The organism is Aggregatimonas sangjinii, assembly GCF_005943945.1.
Lineage (GTDB): Bacteria > Bacteroidota > Bacteroidia > Flavobacteriales > Flavobacteriaceae > Pelagihabitans > Pelagihabitans sangjinii.
In genome coordinates this window covers 377311-399017 of the sequence record NZ_CP040710.1, presented here as the reverse complement: position 1 = coordinate 399017, position 21707 = coordinate 377311, and the positions used below count along the sequence as shown (strand labels likewise).

The window sequence follows — 21707 nt, the reverse complement described above, 5'->3', positions numbered from 1 at the left end:
GCTCAAATAGGAAATCCGCTACACAAATATAGCGCAACGCCTTATGATTTCATTAACAAGGCGCAACACATTATTTTCGGTAAATTAGCGGCTTAGTTCAAACCAAAACAACGTTCGATATGTCGAAAACACTCGTGGCCAAGATGCTATTGGCCTTTTTATTACTTGGCGCTACTACCGCCGAGGCGCAGATCTTCAAAAAGAAAAATAAAAAAACGGAAAAATCGGGTGACAAACCGGACGCCAAAAAAGACAAAATTAAACCCTACGACAAGGTTATTACCAAAGAGGCCGTTTCCGACGAAGGCCTTTTTACCACTCATGAAGTAGACGACAAACACTATTACGAGATTCCCGATTCGCTATTCAACAAAGAGATGTTGATGGTCACCCGTATTTCAAAGACCGCCAACGGCATCGGTTTCGGTGGGGGAAAAATCAATACACAAGTCCTGCGCTGGGAGAAAAAGCCCAAAAAGGTATTGCTACGGGTCGTATCCTACAATATTGTGGCGGCCGATTCCCTACCTGTACATGAGGCGGTGGTCAATTCGAATTTCGAGCCGGTATTGTTCGCTTTCGATATTCAAGCCTTTAAAAAAGACTCATTGAACCCTGCAACGGTCATCGAGGTCAACGATTTTTTGGTAAAAGATCAATTGGCCATCGGGATGCCCGATTTCTACCGAAAGCGGTACAAAGTAAGCCGTTTGGATGAAAGCAGAAGCTACATCGAATCGATAAAGAGCTACCCGAGGAATATCGAAGCACGCCATGTAAAGACCTACCTCGCGAAGGAACCGCCAAGCAACGGCAGCTTAGGGTCTATCTCGGTCGAGATCAATAATTCGATGATTTTATTGCCCGAAACCCCCATGAAACGAAGGTATTTTGACGAACGCGTGGGATGGTTCGCGCGGGGGCAGGTAGACTATGGCCTTGATGCGCAGAAGAGTAAAACGCTTACTTTTCTAGACCGCTGGCGTTTGGAGGTAAAGGACGAGGATATCGAAAAATACAAGAGGGGCGAATTGGTAGAGCCCAAGAAGCAGATCGTTTATTATGTAGACCGGGCTACTCCCAAACAATGGGTACCGTTTATCAAAGCCGGTATCGAGGATTGGCAAGTCGCTTTCGAGGAGGCCGGATTCAAAAATGCCATCATCGCCAAAGATCCGCCCTCTATAGAAGAAGACCCAGAATGGTCGCCCGAAGATGTGCGTTATTCCGTGGTACGCTATCTCGCATCGCCTATTCCGAATGCCAACGGGCCACACGTAAGCGACCCAAGAAGTGGGGAAATCCTGGAATCGGATATCAATTGGTACCACAATGTCATGTCGCTTTTACGCAATTGGTATTTCGTACAGACGGCGGCCATTAATCCGGAGGCTCAGGGTGTTGCCTTTAAGGACGAGGTGATGGGTCGGCTCATTCGTTTTGTATCGTCGCACGAGGTAGGCCATACTTTGGGCTTACCCCATAACATGGGAAGCAGTGTTGCCTACCCTGTAGACTCGCTGCGTTCGGCAGCTTTCACCAAAAAATACGGAACCGCACCTTCGATTATGGATTACGCGCGCTTCAACTATATCGCACAACCCGGTGACGATGGCGTGGCCCTGATGCCGGATATAGGCGTGTACGACAAATATGCCATTCAATGGGGCTACAAACCTATTTTGGACAAGACCGCAAAGGAAGAGAAAAAGATTCTGGATAGTTGGATTCTGGAACATGCCGGTGACCCCATGTATCGCTTTGGCCACCAACAAGTTGGCGATGTAGTCGACCCGAGTTCCCAGACAGAGGATCTGGGCGACGATGCGATAAAGGCCAGCCGCTACGGTATCGCCAATTTAAAACGAATCGTACCGAAATTGGAGGAATGGACGGCCGAGGACGGGAAAAATTATGATGATCTGGAGGAACTCTACAGAAATGTACTTTCACAGTTCAACCGCTATATGGGACATGTCTCCAACAATATCGGGGGCGTGTACGAGTATCAAAAGACTTCTGACCAAGACGGTGCGGTCTATACTTACGTTAGTAAGGCACATCAGGAAAACTGCATGCAGTTTCTACAGGAAGAATTGTTCGATACTCCGGAGTGGTTGTTGGACCAGAACATCTTTAGTAAAACGGAGTATTCCGGTTTTGTAGATCGCGTACGCGGAATGCAGGTACGTACCCTGAACAATATGTTGAGCCTTGGCAAGATGGCCCGCTTGATAGAGAACGAGACTGCCAACGGAGCGGAGGCCTATACTCTATTGGACATGATGGCCGACCTACGCAACGGCATCTGGTCCGAATTGCGTAATGGCAGGAAAATCGACACTTACCGTCGTAATCTCCAAAAAGCGCATATTGACCGCTTGGCCTATTTGATGACCGCGGAAAACCAGAAAAAGGCGCCTGATTTTGGAGGCTACCAAAAAAGTACGGTCGTAAATACGAGTCAGTCCGATATTCGTTCCGTTGCTCGTGCAGAACTAAAGCGACTTCGAAGAACAATCAATAATGCCGTGGCGCGAACTTCCGACAGTATGAGCAAATACCATTTGGAAGATGCCGCAGCGCGTATCACGACGATTTTGGAGCCGAACGGGTAAGTGGGTGTTGGATGCGTGGTGTCGGATGCCCGGTGTTCGATGTTTGATGCTGGGTGCATGGTGCGCGGTGTTCGATGTTGGGTGCACCGAGCGCGGTGCGAGATGTTTTATGGGGGCCTACGGTGGAATTTGGAACGGGAACCATAATTCTTAGGCAATACATATTTTAATATTTATTTTGAAGTCTTCCGGCTTCAGTCTTTGTTTTTCGGTCTTCGATCACCTGTAAGCAAAAGAGTTCCTAATTAATGCCCGCCCCATCCAAGAAAATAAACCGTTCAGCCCGCTAAAATCAGTTGTAAAACGGGCGCACAAAATACCACACCACAAAAAAGATGCTTTTGGCATCAAATAAAGGGCGGTTTCACAACAAGTGAAATTGGGGAAGCGCTTCTTGAGTTATCTTAGACATAAGAAACCTGCTCACCGTGTGGAGGGCCAAAATCAAATGCCATGTCTTACAAAGTAAAAAGTTCCCTATACTTCGCAAGTTTTGTCATCGCTGCCCTTACCTATTATAATGTAGGCCAGACCGACGCCCAAGACCTTGCCATGGCCAAAGAAATTACCCAGGTGGAACAACAGACGGTCGCTACCCCAAACAAGGCCGCCGCAACCGACCTACAGTAAAGCATATTTGAACAACCTACACTACCCTATAGTTTAATACAACCTACGCTACTTAAAAGAGGGTGTCTAGAAAGTACTTTCAGCCGTCTTTGCGAGGCACGAAGCAATCTGTAACTCGTTGGTGTTAACCGACAGATTACTTCGCTTTGCTCGTAATGACGCGTTGGGTATACTTTTAAGGCACCCCATTTTTTGTTTGCTTACTAGCCGTGGGTCGGTTTCATTTGAATGGTATTCAAAATCGTAAACGTTTCCAGTCGTGTAACCCTTTCTACATCTTTACAGGCCGCTGCCTATCATATTCTATTGATTTTTGGTTAATTTGGTGGGATATAGTGACTAGCTGCGATATACAATTGTTGTGCATAATTTTTAAGATTGTCAATAAAAATGAAAAATCATATTTTAATAACCTTATCAATATTGTTAATAGCCGTTAGTTGTGAGGGACAAGAAGCCATTGAAGATATTATTGTTATCGTTCAGCCCAAAATGGAAATAAAAAAAACTAATTCGATTACCATTTTGTTTAGAAATTTAAGTCAACAGGATAGCATCTCTATTCCGAGTACTAACGGGTTTGAATTCAATGATTTCCCTTCTATTCAAGAAAAAGAAAGAGATGGACAAAAATATCTTGAGTATTATAATTATATCATTCCCAAAGAAAGAGGAACACTTGAATTACCAACTATTCAAGGTTTTACAAAAGACAAAGTGCTATCTGCCAATCCTATGAATATAGAAGTAGTTGACAAAATACCCATGGCTACCGAAAAGGAAATAATTTTAAAATTAGTCTCTGATAAGAATAAGTATCAACAAAAAGATACCATAGGTTTTTCTTTATATGAGTATAGCAAGTATTATAAAGTTAAAAAGGTGACAACTAAAATCGATAGTATAGTATCGCCGCCGAAGGTGGAAGGGAGAGATAATACCCTACGTTTTGAAGTAAAAACCAACTTATACAAATTATCAGGAAACGAAAAACTTGAAGACCAACTTAATAGTGATTTTGAAATAGTAGATTTAGATTATGATATTTTTGGTGAAGGGCGAATAATGGAAGAATTATATGGTTCATGGTATATAAAAACATTACTATTAAGTTTAAAAGTAGTATCTAAACGCAAAGGAAAACATACCATAGGCCCGAGTGAATTCATATATTTTATATCTAAAAGTGATTCAGATTTTCTTGAAACTTATATTCCAAATAAAGATGGCAAAGGTTATACGGTGCAACCAACTGACAATAAAATTAAGGTCAAATCAAATGAACTTTCATTTATTGTGGAATAAACCATGCACAACGAAAGTAACCGTTGCAAAATACTTTAAAACAATTTTCCCTCTTTCGAAATAGCCATTCTGTATATCAATTGAAGACTTACCCCGTTGTAGCTATTTCAAAAGAAAATACACGCAAAAATGAAAGGTTCAATAATCATTGCGGAAAAGAATATTCTTGTAGATTCAGACACTAAATCGTGGATTGAAATCAGCAAGAAATTGGAACAAAATAAAGTAGAATCAACTTCAAATATAAAAAAAGTAATTAAACGAATCCAATCACGGTTTCCTGAAATACCTAATAAAATGGTTTGGGGAAATTACCTGATATTTGAAGAGCATGAAAATATTGCTGTTATAGACATAGATTACAACAATTTAGAAAAGTTAAAGCAAGATGTTTTAAACATTGCCTTAAATAACAATTTAGCTGTTCTAATTGGAAAGGAAAATAAAATTTATCGAGATATTTCTGAACTTAAATAATTGAAAAAGTGGAATTTAACATTGCAGGAATACTCATTAAAAGGAAACCAGTCGAGACAAGCCTAGAAAGCATTTTAGGCAACAAGCTTACTTTTTGTAGAGAAATAGACTTTGAGGAAGCTACTAGCAGTTATCGGGACGAAAACACGGTTGATATTTTACAAACCCAAACAGGAACTCTTATAATCACAGAATTGGGACAGGTTTATGACATCTCAAACTTTGATGGCGAGATTATACAATTTATGATTTCAGACATTTCTGATACTTATTACTTTGAAAAATACATCAATGGTAATCTTGACCGAAAATATATTTATTCACAAGGCGAAATTCCCGAAAACAAAGGAAAAGGGATTATCAAAGAAGACGAGGATATGATGGACTTGATTTGGGAATTAACTGATGTTTATCTTCAAAACAACTTTTTAAAAACTATGTTCGAAAAAAGATTTAAAAGATATAAGCTCTAAAAAAACTGCCTAACAACAACACTATCCGTGGCACAAGATCCAAAAAAAACCTATCCCGATCTCGAAATAGCCCTGCTGCACATATATTTCCAAGTGGGATAGAAGCAGATAATCTGCCTTTAGAAGGCTCATACCCGAGTCGCTTGACTGGAAATGGGAGAACAGTTTCTCTGATAAACTTTACTCAGTTCCATATCTTAAGTTACAACCAGTTTCCCGATCGGCAATGATTCTAAACTGATTTTTTCGCTAACTTGTGCAACGGGCACATTGGCAATAGCAAATAGGGTATTTAAGAGTATCCCCTTCGTCTAGGCGGAAAGATTCCTGCCTATAACCTGCCCTACTTATCATAGCCGAAACCATTATGCAGCATACAGCAAACTAAGTGAAACATTTCTCCACATTAAAAGAATATTGTAAAGGCATAAATATTAGTCCGCCAAAATGGACTGACTGTGATGTACGCAGCTTTAAAGAGAATATGAAAACGGTGCATCACAAAATGGGAGCTCATAAACACGAATTCTATGCATTAGCTTTAAAATTAGATGGTTCGGGATATGCTAAAACAGGTAACTATTCTACTAAGAATTTGAGAGCTACCGTTTTCTTTAATTCACCCTACCAAATTGCGCATTGGGAAATTCTACCAGACTGGGAAGGATACTATATTATGTTCACAGAAGATTTTTTCAGAAGAGAAAATCATAGGAAACGAATAGGACAAGATTTTCCTTTTTTGATGGTTGATAATACAGTTCCTTTAGAAATCGCAAAAGATGACACCAACACCTTCATAAATATCTTCAAAGAATCATTGGCTGAACATCACAAGGATGAGGAATTTGCGAAAGACATCGTTTTTAACTATACGAGGTCCTTGTTGTATAGAGTAGCGAGAATGTTTAAAAATCAGTCTCAAAAGAAAAATCTAAAGTTTACACAGAGGAATAATGACATTGCCGTAATAAGTCGATTTAAAAACTTAATAGAGACAAGTTTTCGACCAGAGCTAGGCTTTGAAAATGCCGAGCCGCATAAAGTAAGTTTTTATGCAGACAACTTATCCATTCATCCTAACCACCTTAATTCAATTTCTAAAAGAATTACCTCACATTCAGCTTCCGAACTCATCTACGGGCACATTCTAAGTTTGGCAAAATCACGACTTTCCAATACAAACAAATCGGTAAAGGAAATCGCTTTTGAGCTGTATTACAACTATCCTAATCACTTTGCGAAATTCTTCAAAAAGCAAACAGGACTAACGCCTAGCACATTCAGAAAACGCTAAAAAAAATCATTTTTCCCATCTGTATTTGAATTGTATACTTCACGCTTTGAATTGTGTAGTTACCGCACCTTACACTACCTGTACTTTTGTATCATAATCATTAAAACAAATAGTTATGAAAACAAAAATCACATTAATCGCGCTTTTTATAGTTGTCGCTTTCGCGAAAGCGCAAAATAATTTAAACATAAAAAATACAATTGAGATGAAAACAGTAAACTTTAATTCAGAAGGACTAAACTTGGTAGGAAACCTTTACTTACCCACAAATTTTGACGACACCAAAACCTATCCAGCAATCATTGTTGATGGTAGTTGGACAACGGTAAAAGAACAAATGCAAGGGCTATATGCGGCACAATTAACAAAAAATGGCTTTATTACCTTAGCCTTTGACCACAGATATTTTGGAGAGAGTGAAGGACAGCCCAGAGAATTTGAAAACCACGCTGACAAGGTAGAAGACATTAAAAATGCAGTCACCTACCTGCAAACAATACCGTACGTAGATAATGAAAGAATCGGTGGTGTTGGAGTGTGTGCTAGTGGAGCATATATGATGCAAGCCACCGCAGAAGATAAGCGTATTAAAGCTTTAGGTACAGTTGTAGCTTGGCTGATGACACCTGAAACAGCAAAATTGTTTTATGGTGGTGATGAAGGTACAAACGCACGTATTCAAAAAGCACAAAATGCCAAAAAAGACTTTGCAACCACTGGTGATATCGCATACGTTCCTGCCTACGAACCAGAAAATATGGAAGCAGCTATGTTCTTTCCTGTTGAATATTATGCTTTGGAGTCAAGAGGAGCAATAGCCCCTTGGACGAATAATTTTGCCGTAATGAGCTGGGAACCTTGGTTAACCTATGATGGTATCGCTTCCTCAAATGATGTTACAGTACCTACAATAATGATAGGTAGCGAAAAACAATTTTTGCCGGATGGTGCTAAAACTGCTTTTGAAAATATCCGTAATGACAAAAAAAGAGCAGTATGGATGGATGAATATCAACACGACCAATTCTATGATAACGAAGAAGTTATCGAGAAGTCTGTGACAGAACTTGCCAGACACTTTAGAGCGAACCTTTAAACAATTAATTAAAAAATATGAAAATGAAAACTACAGATAATAACAAAGTATGGTTTATCACCGGAGCCTCTTCGGGCTTCGGTAAAGCCATCTCAGAATATGCGGCATCAAAGGGATACAAGGTTATAGCAACCGCACGTAGAAAAGAAAAATTAGATGAGTTAGCTGCGACTGCACCAGAGCAAATCAAAGCCATTTCGATGGATGTGACAAGTCGTGAGCAGGTCAAACAACGTGTAAATGAAGCAATAGATACATTTGGAAGAATAGATGTTCTTATCAACAATGCAGGATATGGAATTGTAGGCGCCCTTGAGGAAACACCAGAAGAAGAGTTTCGCAATCAGATGGAAACCAATTTCTTTGGGGCCGTAGCTGTAACACAAGAGGTTCTTCCTTACCTAAGAAAACAAGGAAGCGGTGCCATAGTTAACATGAGTAGCATGGGCGGAAATATGAGTTTCAGTGGGTTTAGTGCCTACTCAGCTTCCAAATTTGCTTTGGAAGGAGCATCAGAGGCATTGGCTCAGGAAGTAGCACCGTTCGGAATAAAAACCATGATAGTGGAGCCAGGTGCCTTTCGTACGGAATTCGCTGGTAGCGCTCTAAAGCATATGCCTAAAATTAAAGCTTACGACGACATTGTAGGTGATACCAGGGAATTTGCAAAGGGTATGGATGGTACACAGGAAGGTGACCCCTATAAAGCGGCGAGGGTTATTGATAAAGCTTTAAGGTCGGAGAATACACCTTTACGTCTACAACTTGGTTCAGATGCTGTTGAAGCAATCAAAACAAACGCCGAGCAATTGCTGTTTGAATTGGAAACTTGGAGAGAAACTGCCGTAAACACAAATTTTGACGATTAAAACTTAATCAGGGAAGGGGACCTTTTTTATTAGGATTCCTTCAATGGAAAATTGAAACTATGGATTTAAGGATAAGAGATAAAGTAGCTTTAGTGACAGGGGCGAATAGAGGAATTGGCTTTGCCGTAGCCAAAGGATTGCTTCAGGAAGGCATCACGGTAATTGCGACCAGTAGAAACTCGCAAAATAGTAATGATTTTATCAGTCAGCTTTCAGAATACGGTGATGTAGTTCATCATCAGTTGGATGTTACGGATAATGGAAGTGTTAATGCTTGTTATGCTTTCGCGAAAGTGGAATTCGGGAAACTTGACATTCTAATAAACAACGCTGGCATCAATTATGATACTTGGCAAAATGTAGAAACTGCAAATTTGGATGAAGTACGTCAAACAGTTGAAACCAACGTGATAGGACCTTGGCAAACTATCCAAAGCTTTTTACCTCTTTTAAAACAAGCAGAAAATAGCTCAATTGTAAACGTCAGTAGTGGTGGCGGCAGCTTGGCAAGCCAGACAGGCAGTACACCTGGTTACAGTATTTCTAAATTAGCTTTAAATGGATTAACACTTCAGTTGGCCTCAAAACTTAAAAATGATGGCATAGCTGTAAATGCCGTTTGCCCTGGTTGGGTACGAACTGATATGGGAGGAAGTGGAGCAACCAAAAGCCCAGAACAAGGAGCAGAAACAATAATTTGGATTGCCCTGCAAAAAGATGAATTCGTGACCGGTAAGTTTTTCAGAGATAAGAGAGAAATTCAATGGTAAAATACGGTGTACAATAATCGAAACCGTTGCACAAGGTCTTAAAAAAAATACTCCTATCTCGAAATGCCCCTACTGCACATCGTTTCCCATGTGGGATATTAGTATAGCGGGGGCGCTCATCCTACTTTTAGAATGGCCCCATCACCCCTTACATAAGGTATAAGGCCGAAAATGGCAACTTTTAATGCACCTGCGGAGGTTTTCAGCCTCCGTTACTTGGGTCTCAGGTACTCCTGCCTGCCTACAGATAGGTATCTAATTTATTCATACAATGCTCTTTGTTTTCTAAAGGTATTCAAGGGTTCGCTGCGCTCCGAAAAACCGCCCAATTTTATTCCGAACACAATCGAAATCCAAAAAAGGTTTTCACTATATTTCCATAAAATTACGTGCCAACGCCACGAATCGCCCATTTACTCGTTTTTCGAGAGCTGCTATCGCAGATGTCGTACTTAGCGTTGCGTTATAACACATTGTAGAAAACCAATAAAAATTGCGGAAAATTCTATTATTTCTATCAACTATTTTCTTTACAAATTGTAATTCTCAAAACAAATTCGATTTGGAAAAAGTAATGCAATTGGAACGAGAAAATATGATTGTAATGGAAATTGACACTTATCTGAACAAAAAATCGAAGTATGGCAAAGAAATAGAAAAACTCAACTCTTCTCAAAGAATTCTGCTAATTATTGAAAACCTAGAACGAGAAATTAACAACGGAGGATTCCATCAATTTTACTGGAATTCAAGCGGTGATTATGCTATGGAAACAGTAACCGCTTTGAAACAAATTGGAGCGATAAAAACCGCTCGAGTTGTAAAAAAAGCGAACGACCAATTTCCAAACGGATTTGTTCCCGAAGGTCGAGACGAAAGAAGCGAAATCCTGGATTTAATAAGTAAAAAGTCTTCTGAATACTGGAATACTCTGGATACAAAATTTTATGGACCAAATAAGGAATCTGGAGAGTGGGAAATTGATGATTTACCGAATCTGCTAATCAAGTTTATAAAAGCAAACAAAGGTGACTTCGAAAAATAACGTGTTACAACAAAACTAACCGTTGCGCAAGGCCCTAAAATAGCTATCCCAATTTCGAAATAGCCCTTCTGCACATCGATTTCCAAATGGGATATTAATATATTAGAGTCTGATATCCTACTTTTAGAAGGCCCGTACCAGCCCTTAGATAGCAAGCATTGCAATACCGCATCCTTAAAATTTGCACGAAAATGAAAACACCAATTCTACTAGCCGTAGTACTTTTTCAGGTTTCGTTTGTAACGGGACAGACCTCCTTAGAGCAAATTGATTTAAAAAACGGGGCGTACCAGGTGGGCTTTAAGCACTATACTCTTATCGATAGTACGCGAACCTACCGTGTACATAATGCGTATAACAATCAACGTATTCACCGCCCGGTTCCTGTCAGCTTGTGGTATCCGACCGAACTTGTGCAAGGGAAATCGGAGCAATTAACGGTATTAGAGTATTTAGAGGTGTTAAAGGAAGAGGAAGAATGGGAAAACCTACCGAATGCGTTTTTGTTGGACTGGTTTCCGTACTTGTGGAATACCCCTGAAAATCAAGCCCATCTTTCCGAAAAAACGAGCGCTTTTTCCAATTCACCATTTTTGGACGAAAAATTTCCGGTCGTGGTGTATGCGCCCAGTTACCAAGCCTCCTCCATAGAGAATTTTGCCTTATTCGAATACCTGGCAAGCAATGGTTTCGTCGTCATCTCATCACCTTCAAGAGGAACGGATACCCGATGGTTCGAAGGAGGAACGGCGAAGGATATGCAGACGCAGTCAAGGGATGTGGAACTTCTCTTACAGGAAATATACACATACGACTTTATCGATTTCGATAAGGTAGCCCTTATGGGTTTTAGTTTTGGTGGGGTGGCCAATACCCTTACGGTCATGAAAAATCAAAAAGTCAATGCGCTGGTGAGCTTAGATGGGACGGAACGCTACAATTACGCCGTCCTGGCAAAGTCACCATACTTTAACCTGGATAATTTCGATATTCCCTACGTGCATTTTGCCCAAAAGGAGATTCCGGAAGAAGTTCTGACCAGTGATAAAATTCCTGCGGAGCTGAACTATGAATTCCGAATGTATGATTCCATCACGAATAGCAATGCCTATAGCTACAGATTCCACGATCTTAACCATGCGTATTTTAGTTCCTTTGGTGTTCTCTTTGCCAATCGGGATAAAAGGCAGGATAAAAGCGATGCCAAAATTATGGCCTCCTACAAACTGCTTTCCGAGCATGTTCTACAATTTTTAAATGCTACCCTAAAGAATGATGAACAGGCCAAGACCTACCTTGAAAATAGTCCGGAGGAAAATGGTTTTCCCGAAAGTCTGCTTTCAAAAACGATGAAAAAATCGAATGAAAAGGTTTTCGATTACAAAGACTATAATGATTTGGCGCAGCATCAGGATTATCAAGATTTGGTACTGCTCTACCAAAAAACGGTTGCCGAACATCCAAAACTGCAATTGGAGGAAGGTATGTTAAACTCCCTGGGATTGTGGTTATCCTTTGACCCCGAAAGAACAGAACAAGGCATCAATGTCTTTTTACTGGCGATATATCTTTATCCTAAATCGGCCAATTTGTACGACAGTTTAGCGGAAGCTTACCTGTACAAGAACGACACTACGAATGCGAGGATATACTTCAAAAAGTCCTTGGAATTGAATCCCGGAAACCAGAATGCCCTTAACCGATTACAACAACTGGAGGAATAAAATAAGACCATCGGCTCCTACAGACTGTTCTTGTAGTCTTCTTTAAAAATGAAGACCAACCCATTTTCGTACAGAACGAAAATCAACTCGTTCTATACTTTATGGTTAAAAGAAAAATGATAAATTTTTGACCATCTCCCTTGCGGTAAAAAAGTAAAGCAAAAGAAGCAGGGAAAAATTGTTCAATTACTTTTATTTATTTGATATATCAATTATATTTACATCAAATACAAATAAAATGAACCTTTCCCTCCCGTCGGAAACCATATTTCATGCCATAGAAAGTACGATTAAGGAATACCGAAAATATGCGCAAAAAAATATTACCGCGGCAATAGATAATGTGACCATTGACCAGGGTTTGGTACTGCTTTTTCTCAATGAGCATCCCGATTTGAATCAGAAAGAAATCGCGGAACTCGTGTTCAAAGACAATGCATCGATGACCCGTATGATCGATAATATGGTTCAAAAAAAACACCTGAAACGCGCTATGAACCCCGAAGATAGAAGGCGATACAAACTCGAGATTACAGACAAAGGAAAGGAGGTGTTGCGAATCCTCCCTCCCATAATTCACCGCAATAGAAATTCATCATTAAAAGGAATCACAAAAGAGGAAATCGATCAATTGGAAACCATTTTAGGAAAAATCAGATCCAATTGTTCAAAAAACACGACACCATGAAAACCATAAAGAAACTCGCCTTCGCCACCATCTCATTTTTCGTGCTTCATACCACCCAACTGAACGCACAGGAAGAAATAGCACCCTTAACCGCTACGGAACAGCAAACCGTGGTCGATTCTATAAGTAGCAAACTTCATACAAACTATGTGTTTCCGGAGGTTGCGGAGAAAATGGTCTCCAGTATCGCATCGAAATTGGGCAATGGCGACTATACGACCATTTTAGATCCCCAGGAATTCGCCGAAAAATTAACGGCCGATATTCAAGCCATCAGTAACGACAAACATTTGAGAGTCTATTTTGCACCAGGCCAAATAGCCGAGCAAAGACAAGCGGTTACTCCCGAGGATAGTCTTGCTTACCTGAAGCGCTCCGTAGACAATATGAAACGAAATAATTTTGGCTTTAAGGAGGTTAAAATTATGACCGGAAATATCGGTTATCTGGATTTACGAAGTTTCTCCAATGTGGCATACGCTGGAGAGACGGCGGTATCCGCCATGAATTTTTTGAGCAATACGGATGCCATCATTATCGACCTTCGCTATAACGGGGGCGGAAGCCCGGCAATGATTCAACTCATAACGAGCTACCTCTTTGAAAGCGACCCGGTTCATTTGAACAATTTCTTTTGGCGACCGTCTAATCGCAATTCCCAAACCTGGACCTTACCGCACGTTAGTGGCACGCGCAGTCCGGACACACCCGTTTATGTGTTGACGAGTAGTGGGACTTTCTCCGCAGCCGAGGAGTTCAGTTATAACTTAAAACATTTGGAACGTGCTACCCTGGTTGGTGAAACTACGGGTGGTGGCGCGCATCCCGGTGGTTCCCTCGTGGCCACCGACCGATTTATGGTTTGGGTACCCACTGGCAGGGCCATCAACCCGATCACCGAAACCAATTGGGAGGGTACCGGTGTTAGTCCACATATTCAAGTTCCCGCTGCGGACGCCTTGGACGTAGCCTATAAAGAGGCTTTGGCCTTACTCACAAAGAACAACACGGACGAACGGCTACGAGCTTTCTACAAATGGCCGCTTGCCGAACTAAAATTAAAGACCGATCCGGTAAACGTAGACCCTAAAACATTAAAATCCTATGCCGGTTCTTATGGCCCGCGAAAGGTTGTATTCGAGAAGGGAAAATTATTCTATCAGCGCGACGGTGGAACAAATTATGAAATACGACCGTATAGTACCAATGAATTTATTCTTAAGGGTCTCGACAATTTTAGAATACGGTTTTTATCCGAAGAGGGCGAAATTACCGCTTTGCAAGGATTATATGAAAATGGCGGCACCGACAAAAGTATTAGGGACAAGGGGTAGATGTCCTTTGAACGATCATTCACAGCTTCAAAAAAAGAATTAACATCTTACCACTCTCCTAGTACTTCAGCACATAGAACAGTCGGCCTTACCATGACGATAAAAATACAGAAGCCGCCCGCGTACAATCAATACTTAAAGTCGAAAACGAATCCTGGTCGGAATAAATGAATGAACACTCGTAAGGAATCCATAGGACTGGAATGCGGCTCCTTTGTGCCCGGTACGATGACCGAGCGTACATGACGTTTTTGCAAAAATTGAGCGCATCCCTCCTTTTTACTATCTTAGTTCACAACAGCTCTGCCATAAAATATTCGTGAACACCGTGAAATATAAACTATCGAAACTTTTTCCTCTATTGCTTATTATTTTCATAGGTAAACAGATGGTATCACAAAATACGAAAGATGAAAACGGCTATGGGAAATCTAGTGTGCTACAATCCGATATTTTAGGAGAGGAACGGGACATCCAAATTTACTTACCACCAAGTTATGGGACACTTTCTAAAAAATATCCGGTGCTCTATGTTATCGATGCGCAACGTTATTTTTTGAATGGTATCGCCTTTCAGCAAAATCTTGCTTGGCAAGAAATCGTACCGGAATTCATCGTTGTCGGTATTCAAACCGATGCTGTGCGAAGAAGGGAGTTGTTTGATTCGGAGGCTTCCAAATTTATCCGATTCCTCGAAGACGAACTGATTCCTGAAATCAATGCATCCTATGTCACATTGGATGAGCGGATGTATTTTGGATGGGAAATGGCAGCCGGGCTCGGAGTGCAACTATTGGCCACCAAACCCCATCTGTTTACTGGTTTGCTTTTAGCCAGTCCTACGCATATTTCTGCCGACCGACTGAATAAGGTAGACAGTTTATTGAAAAACGGCCTAAACCATGACGTAAGTATTTACGCAGCTTTAGGAACCGTTGAAAACTGGGCGACCGCCTCACTATTTTCCTTGGACTCCCTTTTTCAAAAGCATCCTACTAAAAAAATACAGTGGACCTACCATCTTTCCAATAAGGAAAACCATTATACCACTCCTTTAATTACTATGAATGAAGGCTTGAAACTATTTTTCAAGGACTACGGTCCAATCAGATTTCATTCAATGCAGGAGTTCTCGGATTTTGGAGGTATAGAAAGCCTTAAAAAACACTACCAAAATCGCGGCAAGAGATATCAAATTTCAGAAGCGATTCACCTCGATACGAAACACTACCTTTTGGTGCAGGCACATCAGGAAAATGATTTTGAAACATTCGAGGCATTGGTACGTGAAGCCGATGGGAAAATGTTCATAAAGGACTATTACAGACAGGCCAGATGGTTCGGTAGATATGCAAGTTTTTATTTGGACAACGATAGGCCGGAAGATGCACTTGATATTTTGGCATTAGGCTTTGAGAAGTTTCCCGAGGCTTCCATCTTGCATTATGCCAAAGGAAATTATTATAAAAAAATTGGTAAAATCAACGAAGCGAGGCAGTGGTATGAAAAAGCCATCCACATCGCCAAAACAAATCAGGAACCTGAACTGCAAAGATACAAGACCGAGCTACGAAAACTTTAGAGTATACCAGAAAGGTATTCGATGGCAAGCCGCCTAGATTGCCACTATTTATTTACCTTTCCATTTATAAGTTTAAAAGCAAAAACGCTTTATGAAATATCCCATTGCTTTTATTTTCCTTTTATTCGCATTCTTAGGAATGGGGCAAGAATTTCATACCGAATATCGGTATACCGATTCCTTCAACAACGGTATTACCATACAAAACAGTTATCCAAAAGGTGGCCTTAGCTACACCGATCCACAAAGCGGTATGGAATACGTATATGTCGTCTTTTGGACTGCCATAACCAACGAAACGGAATCTAACTTGGAATTAGAAGTTCGTTTCCCGGAGAATTCCTTTACCGTACCTTCTTCCCCGGGTATTGATTTTACGTTGTATTTGCCAACTGACAAACCTACGCCTGAAAAAGAACATCGTATCGATTACGGCCTGGATTTGAAATCATTTTTAGATGAGTACCTTGGTCAGCCGACCGCATTGACTGCAACCATTCTCCCGAACGATATCTACCGTTTTTATACGGTCGCACTCTCCGATCAGGGCATCGATGGGGTAATGCGCGCTGGGTTTGCATTAAAGGGGCAAGATTTGACCTATACCCTAAACGGCCACGAAATCGATAGTGGAAGCATTAAAATCCAAAAAAAATGAAGAAAACCAATTATGTTTTTCATCATTTTTATAGTCGGTATCACTATTGCCTATTTTTCCAAACCTGGCAAACCGCTTTCCAAACTTTTTGGTAGCGTAACCACCCTACTAATTATTGCTCCATTCGATTCTAGGTAAGCCCCACAACAAGGCGATACTTTTGAATTGAACTTCGAATAAAAATCCGTAGCGCTAAACCCTTTATTTTGTTAACTTTCCGAGGAAAGAAATGTCGATGTACAACAAAAAAAGCCTGCACCAGCCACTATCCCTTTTCTCCCAATGGTTTGAGGAAGAACAAAAAGTATCCGAGGTCCGTATCCCGACTGCTGTTTGTTTATCCACCATAGGCTTGGATAATTTTCCGAACGCAAGATTCGTTTCCTTTAAAAAATTGGTTGAGGATTGTTTGATTATCACCGGTCCGTTAAATTCAAGAAAAGGAATTGAAATCGAAAACAACGCACATGTTGCACTTACCTTTTGGTGGACAGCAACGGAAAGACAGATCAGAATTCAGGGATTAGCTACAAAGATATCGGAACAACTTGCGGACAACTATTTTAACGACCGCCACGTGAATGCCCAGGCTGTTTCGACTATCTGCGAACAAGGAAAAGAAACCTACGATGCGCAACAACTTGAAAAGCGTGTTTTGAAAATGGTTTCGGACAAAACCAAAATTACCAGACCTCAAAACTGGGGTGGATTTTCAATCAATCCCACACGTATCGAATTTATGGAGTTCAAAGAGACACGATTTCATTATAGGAGACTATACGAACGTGAAAATGGAGAGTGGCAGGTAAAACAGCTTCAGCCATAAAAGTCTTACCAGAAGCACCTAATGGCATGACCTTCAAATTAGAAAACCTACCGTTCGGGAGGTTTATGTGCTTCACCCTATGCTCCTAATCGAGGATAACGAACGCTTTATCTACCTCGGTTTCGGGCTAATCTCACGGCCTTGACTTTTAGACCACAGAAAAGCAGTCATAGGCATCAAAAAAGTACTTGTTTCACAACAAACGGTACGGCCGAGCTGTTTCTTGAAGTACTTTGGTCCTAACAAAAAACAACACACACCATGTCATACAAAGTAAAAAGTTCCCTGTACTTCGCAAGTTTTGTTATTGCCGCACTAACGTATTACAACGTAGGCCAAGCCGATTCCCAGGAACTTGCCATGGAAAACGAAATGAACAAAATCGAAACCCAAACCACCGCTACCCCAAACAGCGACGGTCTAGGGAACCTCAATTAAAACCAAATTCCTATTAGCCTGCGATACCCCAAAACAAAAACAACCTACTTTACCCTAAATTTTAGCACAACCTACGCTATTTAAAAGAGGGTGTCTAAAAAGTATTTTCAACCGTCTTTGCGAGGCACGAAGCAATCTGTAACTCGTTGGTATTGACAGACAGATTACTTCGCTTTGCTCGTAATGACGTTTAGGTTATACTTTTCAGATACCCTTTTTTTGTTTGGCTATTTGCCTAGGGTCAACCTTGTTCTAACCTTTTACGAAAAGCCATAAACATTTCATTCGTTTGTTGACCCTTTCTACATGTTTGAAAGCACCTCTACAGTATTGTATTGATTTTTGGTTAATTTGGTGGTATATCCTTAACCATCATTATTTGCGAATATTAAAAGTAACTGAAAATCAAATCAATGTACCCGGAAAAATTTAACTTTAATTCCCACTCATACAACCTTTGGGAGATTTACGAAGGAATAAAATCTTTCTATCCAATCGGAATTCCACAAGGAGATGGCGTCGGAATATTTTATGAGTATTCTGGACTGAAAAAACTTGAAGATATTATCATAGACAATATTCATGACGAAAATAACTTTCAAAATCGATGGACCGATTATACAGATGAGCTTAAAAAAATCATGAAAAAAGAAATTATTGGCACCACATATGGACAAGCACCATGCTTCAGTTCTTCTATTATCATCGAAAAAAATGTAGTTGGAACTTGTACTCACCTAAAGGAGCTACATTTTGCCAAGAGTTTTGTCGGGAACTTTTTTACAATATATGGTTTGGACTCAACAAGGATATTGGATGAAAAAGATGGTAACAAGGGTTACCACATTGCAAATGTTGTAACGGGTTCACCATTTAAAGAATTTGAAAAAGACTTTTTATTACTTGAAAATAATATTAGAAATAGATACCCAAATCATAAAATGATACCATATTCTTTCGGGCGGCAAATAATTGATGGATTACAAGTGAGATACAGCGATGCAGAAATTTGTTCTATTCAAATGGCCTTATTTAATGATATGATACAACCCAAAAATAATTTCCGATTCACTCAAGGACATGTCGTTGACAATACCAGAGGGGATATTTATTATGGACTTGACGACTGGAAAAGATAACTGGACTCAAAAGTGGTTCCTGCAAAAAGTATAGTCCCGTGTCGCAAAGAAATTTAACATGACATTCAAAAAATAAACCACTTTTTTTAAAGTATGTAAAGTACTACTACTTGGAAGTGTTTATTGTTTTAAAATTTCCTTAAAAACAGTGCGAGATATCCGCGAAAAACATCCTTTTGGGCAGTTTATCCGTAAAACCTCAACCTCTCCACGATCTACAATTTCCCAACATGATACTTTTCTACCTGTCGAGTAATGAACTCAGCTCCTGCTGAGTTTTCCAAATTTCCCAATTGACAATCCAACCAAAAGCGACACCAAAAACACGACCAAAATCATAATTTCCTAACGTATGGAGGACCATCATCGATTAAACCTTTTACATACTTCCCCGTCATAGATACACAAACAAACCTACGGTACCGTAGTATTAAAATTTTAAACAGATGAAAAAAGTATTGATTATCGCAATGGCATTCATAAGCCTGCATACCGTTGCACAGGAGAGAGAGAAAGGCGAACGATCGGAGTACACTCCGGAGCAAATGGCGACCCTACATACCAAGCGTATGACCTTGGCCTTAGACCTTAGCGCTGCACAACAGGAACAGGTACAAAACCTGAATCTGAGTCAAGCCGAAATGCGCAAAACCCAAATGGAAGCGCGCAAGGCCCGCAAAACATCCGAAGAGGGTGCCAAACCAACGGCCGATGAGCGCTATGCCATGCAGACCGAACGCTTAGACCAGCAAATCGCCCTTAAGGCCGAAATGAAAAAGATACTTTCCGACGAGCAGTATGCACGTTGGGAAAAAATGGCCAAGCGAAAAGGAAAGCACAAGAAAGGCAAAAGAGGAGGAAAAAAAGGAAAACACATGTCGCGGGAGTAATCGCGGCCCTTGTCAGCCTGAGCGCAATCGAAGACCATATGGGCAAATGTCCGTAGATATTTCGATTGCGCTTCTGTTTTTTGACTGGATGCAGAACGACTGATCTGCCGAAGGCCATGTTGCTTGTCGAAAAAAACTAACGCTTTGCCCGAGGCCGATATTTTGATATAGGCCTACGCTACGGAACACACCACAAAAAAAGCAGGGTTGACATCAAAAAAGCGTTCTTTTCACAACAAATGGTACGGCGCGACCGCTTCTTGAAGTACTTTGGTCCTAACAAAAACAAACACCATGTCATACAAAATAAAGAGTTCTCTGTACTTCGCCAGTTTTTTTATAGCTGCATTAACCTACTACAATGTAAACCAAATGGACGCTCAGGAACTTAGCATGGAAAAAGAAATCAATACCATTGAAAACCAGACCGCCACTACCCCAAATAGTGATGGAACGCATACCCTATAACAAAACCCAATTCACCTTAACCTACAGTACCCCAATTTTTTTAACCTACATCATAAAACGGAGCGGCCCCAATGCCGCTCCGTTTTATTTTTGGGAATTCTCTTTTTTTGTTGGAAATTCATAGCATACCATTTACGCGCAGTGCATACCATTGGTAATTCAAGCGCGTAAAGTTCTTCGACCATGAAAAAAACAAGAAGGAGTTTTATTAAAAATAGCACCCTGTTCGGGCTGGCCCTACCCTTTCTTGGCCTGCAGCCTGTGCTTGCCAATACGAACGTAAAGGCATCGATAGCTCTGAAAAGTCAGCAGCCCAAAAAGCTACGTATACTCATCTTGGGAGGCACCAGTTTCTTGGGTCCACATCAGATAGCCTATGCCCTTTCGCGTGGCCACTCCATTACCACCTTTACCAGGGGAAAGTACCGCCCGACCGTACATCAAAAGCTTTTTACCCGAGTAGAGCAGCTGATTGGTGACCGGGAAAACGATTTGAAAGCATTGGAAACCGGAACTTGGGATATCGTTATCGACAATTCGGGCCATAAAACGGAATGGACGAAAAAGTCGGCGACATTATTAAAAGACCGCGTTGGATTGTACATCTACACCTCATCAACAGGAGTCTACTACCCCTATTTGGAAAATCGGATTACCGAGACTACCGAAGTATTGACCACCATGCCGGGGAACTTGAGAAACGAGGAACTCCAAATGGAGTATAGCTACGGAGTAATGAAATCGACGTCCGAAATCGAAGCGATCAAGGCTTTTGGAGCGGATCGGACCCTTATTATTCGACCTACCTATATGATCGGCCCGGCGGACAAATCAGACCGTTTTATTTATTGGCCAATACGACTTTCCAAAGGAGGTGAAATCATGGTTCCTGGCAAAAAGAATGATCCCGTACAGTACATCGATGTTCGGGATGTCGCAGAGTGGACCATTCGCAGTGCAGAGGAAAAATTATCCGGTGTCTTTAACGCCGTCGGACCCAAAAATCCGCAAACGATGACCGAGTTTATCAATGCCGCCAAGGGTGCTTTCGACGTGACTGTAGAACCGGTCTATATCGATAATTACCAATTTTTAAAAGACCAAGGAATCCATCATATCGTCCCCTGGATCATGCCCGAAGGATACAATTATGGGTCGGCGCGGATCGATAATCAAAAAGCCATTCAAAACGGATTGACCTTTAGGGATATTACAACGACCATTCGGGACACCTATAATTGGTGGGTGTCGGATGCATTGAGCGATCAGCGAAGAAATTCTTTCGAGTTAAAAGAAGGTTCGCTACTGCTTCGCGAAAAAGCGATACTTGAAAAGTGGTCGGCCTTCAATCGTTGACTTTTTGAAAATCAGTATACTTTA

The 21707-nt window shown here is 40.8% G+C and carries 21 protein-coding genes; all 21 read left to right on the top strand.

Annotated features, from left to right (window positions below):
- Nucleotides 1–119 precede the first annotated feature (119 nt).
- A complete protein-coding gene (locus FGM00_RS01560) occupies nt 120–2618 on the top strand; it encodes a zinc-dependent metalloprotease (RefSeq protein WP_138851224.1) in 2499 nt (832 codons plus the stop codon).
- Between the two features lie 453 nt (nt 2619–3071).
- Nucleotides 3072–3248 carry a hypothetical protein gene (locus tag FGM00_RS19745; RefSeq protein WP_175416173.1) on the top strand — a complete coding sequence of 59 codons (177 nt, stop codon included), beginning with the start codon at nt 3072–3074 and terminating at the stop codon, nt 3246–3248.
- A gap of 390 nt (nt 3249–3638) precedes the next feature.
- Nucleotides 3639–4553: a hypothetical protein gene (locus FGM00_RS01555; RefSeq protein WP_138851223.1), complete on the top strand. Its 915-nt coding sequence runs from the start codon at nt 3639–3641 to the stop codon at nt 4551–4553.
- Nucleotides 4554–4682: 129 nt separating this feature from the next.
- Nucleotides 4683–5030 carry a hypothetical protein gene (locus FGM00_RS01550; protein WP_138851222.1) on the top strand — a complete coding sequence of 116 codons (348 nt, stop codon included), beginning with the start codon at nt 4683–4685 and terminating at the stop codon, nt 5028–5030.
- Between the two features lie 8 nt (nt 5031–5038).
- Complete coding sequence (locus tag FGM00_RS01545) at nt 5039–5503, top strand: hypothetical protein (protein WP_138851221.1); 465 nt, start codon at nt 5039–5041, stop codon at nt 5501–5503.
- A 388-nt stretch (nt 5504–5891) separates the two neighbouring features.
- Nucleotides 5892–6800 (top strand): helix-turn-helix domain-containing protein, encoded by a 909-nt coding sequence (locus FGM00_RS01540; RefSeq protein ID WP_138851220.1) that lies wholly within the window; start codon nt 5892–5894, stop codon nt 6798–6800.
- 115 nt (nt 6801–6915) lie between these two features.
- Nucleotides 6916–7896: an alpha/beta hydrolase gene (locus tag FGM00_RS01535; RefSeq protein WP_138851219.1), complete on the top strand. Its 981-nt coding sequence runs from the start codon at nt 6916–6918 to the stop codon at nt 7894–7896.
- A gap of 23 nt (nt 7897–7919) precedes the next feature.
- Nucleotides 7920–8765: an oxidoreductase gene (locus tag FGM00_RS01530; RefSeq protein WP_138851218.1), complete on the top strand. Its 846-nt coding sequence runs from the start codon at nt 7920–7922 to the stop codon at nt 8763–8765.
- A 59-nt stretch (nt 8766–8824) separates the two neighbouring features.
- Nucleotides 8825–9535, top strand: coding sequence for an SDR family oxidoreductase (locus FGM00_RS01525; RefSeq protein WP_138851217.1), 711 nt, complete (start codon nt 8825–8827; stop codon nt 9533–9535).
- Between the two features lie 562 nt (nt 9536–10097).
- Nucleotides 10098–10580, top strand: a complete 483-nt coding sequence (locus tag FGM00_RS01520; protein ID WP_138851216.1) for a DMP19 family protein — start codon at nt 10098–10100, stop codon at nt 10578–10580.
- A gap of 191 nt (nt 10581–10771) precedes the next feature.
- Nucleotides 10772–12304: an alpha/beta hydrolase gene (locus FGM00_RS01515; protein WP_138851215.1), complete on the top strand. Its 1533-nt coding sequence runs from the start codon at nt 10772–10774 to the stop codon at nt 12302–12304.
- A 238-nt stretch (nt 12305–12542) separates the two neighbouring features.
- Nucleotides 12543–12992, top strand: coding sequence for a MarR family winged helix-turn-helix transcriptional regulator (locus FGM00_RS01510; protein ID WP_138851214.1), 450 nt, complete (start codon nt 12543–12545; stop codon nt 12990–12992).
- Complete coding sequence (locus FGM00_RS01505) at nt 12989–14326, top strand: S41 family peptidase (RefSeq protein WP_138851213.1); 1338 nt, start codon at nt 12989–12991, stop codon at nt 14324–14326. Before FGM00_RS01510 ends, FGM00_RS01505 begins: the two co-directional genes overlap by 4 nt.
- 388 nt (nt 14327–14714) lie before the next feature.
- Nucleotides 14715–15908, top strand: a complete 1194-nt coding sequence (locus FGM00_RS01500) for an alpha/beta hydrolase (RefSeq protein WP_138851212.1) — start codon at nt 14715–14717, stop codon at nt 15906–15908.
- Nucleotides 15909–15999: 91 nt separating this feature from the next.
- Nucleotides 16000–16566, top strand: a complete 567-nt coding sequence (locus FGM00_RS01495; protein ID WP_138851211.1) for a hypothetical protein — start codon at nt 16000–16002, stop codon at nt 16564–16566.
- Between the two features lie 235 nt (nt 16567–16801).
- Nucleotides 16802–17392, top strand: a complete 591-nt coding sequence (locus FGM00_RS01490; RefSeq protein ID WP_138851210.1) for a pyridoxine/pyridoxamine 5'-phosphate oxidase — start codon at nt 16802–16804, stop codon at nt 17390–17392.
- A 261-nt stretch (nt 17393–17653) separates the two neighbouring features.
- On the top strand, nt 17654–17830 hold the full coding sequence (locus FGM00_RS19740; RefSeq protein ID WP_175416172.1) for a hypothetical protein: 177 nt from the start codon (nt 17654–17656) through the stop codon (nt 17828–17830).
- A gap of 413 nt (nt 17831–18243) precedes the next feature.
- Nucleotides 18244–18969 carry a hypothetical protein gene (locus tag FGM00_RS01485; protein ID WP_138851209.1) on the top strand — a complete coding sequence of 242 codons (726 nt, stop codon included), beginning with the start codon at nt 18244–18246 and terminating at the stop codon, nt 18967–18969.
- 446 nt (nt 18970–19415) lie between these two features.
- Nucleotides 19416–19859 (top strand): hypothetical protein, encoded by a 444-nt coding sequence (locus FGM00_RS01480; protein ID WP_138851208.1) that lies wholly within the window; start codon nt 19416–19418, stop codon nt 19857–19859.
- A 294-nt stretch (nt 19860–20153) separates the two neighbouring features.
- A complete protein-coding gene (locus FGM00_RS19735; RefSeq protein WP_175416171.1) occupies nt 20154–20327 on the top strand; it encodes a hypothetical protein in 174 nt (57 codons plus the stop codon).
- A gap of 183 nt (nt 20328–20510) precedes the next feature.
- Nucleotides 20511–21683, top strand: a complete 1173-nt coding sequence (locus FGM00_RS01475) for an NAD-dependent epimerase/dehydratase family protein (protein WP_138851207.1) — start codon at nt 20511–20513, stop codon at nt 21681–21683.
- Nucleotides 21684–21707 lie beyond the last annotated feature (24 nt).

Bases quoted from the DNA above. Each gene is read 5' to 3' on its own strand.
- FGM00_RS01485 (WP_138851209.1), top strand. From the start codon at position 18,244: ATGTACCCGGAAAAATTTAACTTTAATTCCCACTCATACAACCTTTGG.
- FGM00_RS01525 (WP_138851217.1), top strand. From the start codon at position 8,825: ATGGATTTAAGGATAAGAGATAAAGTAGCTTTAGTGACAGGGGCGAAT.
- FGM00_RS01530 (WP_138851218.1), top strand. From the start codon at position 7,920: ATGAAAACTACAGATAATAACAAAGTATGGTTTATCACCGGAGCCTCT.
- FGM00_RS01505 (WP_138851213.1), top strand. From the start codon at position 12,989: ATGAAAACCATAAAGAAACTCGCCTTCGCCACCATCTCATTTTTCGTG.
- FGM00_RS19745 (WP_175416173.1), top strand. From the start codon at position 3,072: ATGTCTTACAAAGTAAAAAGTTCCCTATACTTCGCAAGTTTTGTCATC.
- FGM00_RS01515 (WP_138851215.1), top strand. From the start codon at position 10,772: ATGAAAACACCAATTCTACTAGCCGTAGTACTTTTTCAGGTTTCGTTT.
- FGM00_RS01550 (WP_138851222.1), top strand. From the start codon at position 4,683: ATGAAAGGTTCAATAATCATTGCGGAAAAGAATATTCTTGTAGATTCA.
- FGM00_RS01555 (WP_138851223.1), top strand. From the start codon at position 3,639: ATGAAAAATCATATTTTAATAACCTTATCAATATTGTTAATAGCCGTT.
- FGM00_RS19740 (WP_175416172.1), top strand. From the start codon at position 17,654: ATGTCATACAAAGTAAAAAGTTCCCTGTACTTCGCAAGTTTTGTTATT.
- FGM00_RS01560 (WP_138851224.1), top strand. From the start codon at position 120: ATGTCGAAAACACTCGTGGCCAAGATGCTATTGGCCTTTTTATTACTT.
- FGM00_RS01475 (WP_138851207.1), top strand. From the start codon at position 20,511: ATGAAAAAAACAAGAAGGAGTTTTATTAAAAATAGCACCCTGTTCGGG.
- FGM00_RS01490 (WP_138851210.1), top strand. From the start codon at position 16,802: ATGTACAACAAAAAAAGCCTGCACCAGCCACTATCCCTTTTCTCCCAA.
- FGM00_RS01535 (WP_138851219.1), top strand. From the start codon at position 6,916: ATGAAAACAAAAATCACATTAATCGCGCTTTTTATAGTTGTCGCTTTC.
- FGM00_RS01495 (WP_138851211.1), top strand. From the start codon at position 16,000: ATGAAATATCCCATTGCTTTTATTTTCCTTTTATTCGCATTCTTAGGA.
- FGM00_RS01480 (WP_138851208.1), top strand. From the start codon at position 19,416: ATGAAAAAAGTATTGATTATCGCAATGGCATTCATAAGCCTGCATACC.
- FGM00_RS01500 (WP_138851212.1), top strand. From the start codon at position 14,715: ATGGTATCACAAAATACGAAAGATGAAAACGGCTATGGGAAATCTAGT.
- FGM00_RS19735 (WP_175416171.1), top strand. From the start codon at position 20,154: ATGTCATACAAAATAAAGAGTTCTCTGTACTTCGCCAGTTTTTTTATA.
- FGM00_RS01510 (WP_138851214.1), top strand. From the start codon at position 12,543: ATGAACCTTTCCCTCCCGTCGGAAACCATATTTCATGCCATAGAAAGT.